This window comes from Priestia sp. P5_B4 (assembly GCF_056400385.1).
In genome coordinates this window covers 1-1214 of the sequence record NZ_JBFULJ010001042.1, presented here as the reverse complement: position 1 = coordinate 1214, position 1214 = coordinate 1, and the positions used below count along the sequence as shown (strand labels likewise).

Here is a 1214-nt window from a genome sequence, read left to right as displayed (position 1 = left end):
ATGAAACCGGTTGACATATGAAACCGGTTGACATAAAATAATATTGAAAGTGCTTTCAGATTTAAAAATTACTATTCTACATCACTAGCTAAAGGGGCAATTAACGTGAAAGGTTCAAAAAGTCTATATTGGAAGTTAAGTGCATATTTCTTCTTTTTCTTTTTTACTTGGTCTGCTAGTTATTCTTTATTTTCTATTTGGTTAGGACAAGAAATAAAATTAAATGGTTCAGAAACAGGTTTGATTTTTTCTGTAAACGCTATCTTTGCCTTATGTATACAGCCTTTGTATGGTTATATTTCTGACAAAATAGGTTTAAAGAAAAATATCTTATTTTTTATCAGTTTATTACTTGTATTTGTAGGACCATTCTATATTTTTATCTATGGACCGTTATTACAATACAATGTCTTTTTAGGTGCAGTTGTTGGGGGACTATATTTAGGAGTAGCTTTTTTGGCTGGTATCGGAGCTATCGAATCTTACGTTGAAAAGGTTAGTCGTAAGTATAAGTTTGAGTACGGAAAATCAAGAATGTGGGGCTCGTTAGGATGGGCAGCAGCTACATTTTTTGCAGGACAGATATTTAATATCAACCCACATATTAATTTTTGGGTAGCATCTGTTTCAGCCATCATATTGGTAACAATAATTATGTCCGTAAGAATAGAAATGACAGATTACGAAATGGAGAAAGCCGATTCTGTTACATTAAAAGATGTTGGACGACTTTTTCTATTAAAAGATTTTTGGTTTTTAATGATGTATGTTATCGGAGTGACATGTGTTTATAGCGTTTATGATCAACAATTCCCAATTTATTATGCATCCTTATTTCCAACTGAAGCTCTAGGCAATCAAGTATTTGGATATTTAAATTCCTTCCAAGTATTTTTAGAGGCTGGGATGTTGTTTCTTGCCCCATTTGTAGTAAATAAACTTGGTGCAAAGAATAGTTTAATTTTAGCAGGACTTCTAATGGCCTTTCGAATCATTGGTTCTGGACTTGTAATTGGACCAATTGGAATTTCATCCATGAAATTAATTCACGCACTTGAATTACCGATTATGTTGATTGCTATTTTCAAGTATTTAGCAGCGAATTTTGATACAAGACTATCTTCTGTATTATATTTAGTGGGTTTTCAATTTGCCTCTCAAGTAGGTGCATCTATTCTTTCACCAATCGCAGGTGGATTATACGATAGTACAGG

1 protein-coding gene is annotated in these 1214 nt (G+C 32.7%); it reads left to right on the top strand.

Going from position 1 to position 1214, the window contains the following annotated elements:
- Window positions 1-105: 105 nt before the first annotated feature.
- The coding region (locus AC1DRF_RS28610; protein ID WP_477742388.1) for an oligosaccharide MFS transporter at window positions 106-1214 on the top strand (1109 nt) is incomplete at its 3' end.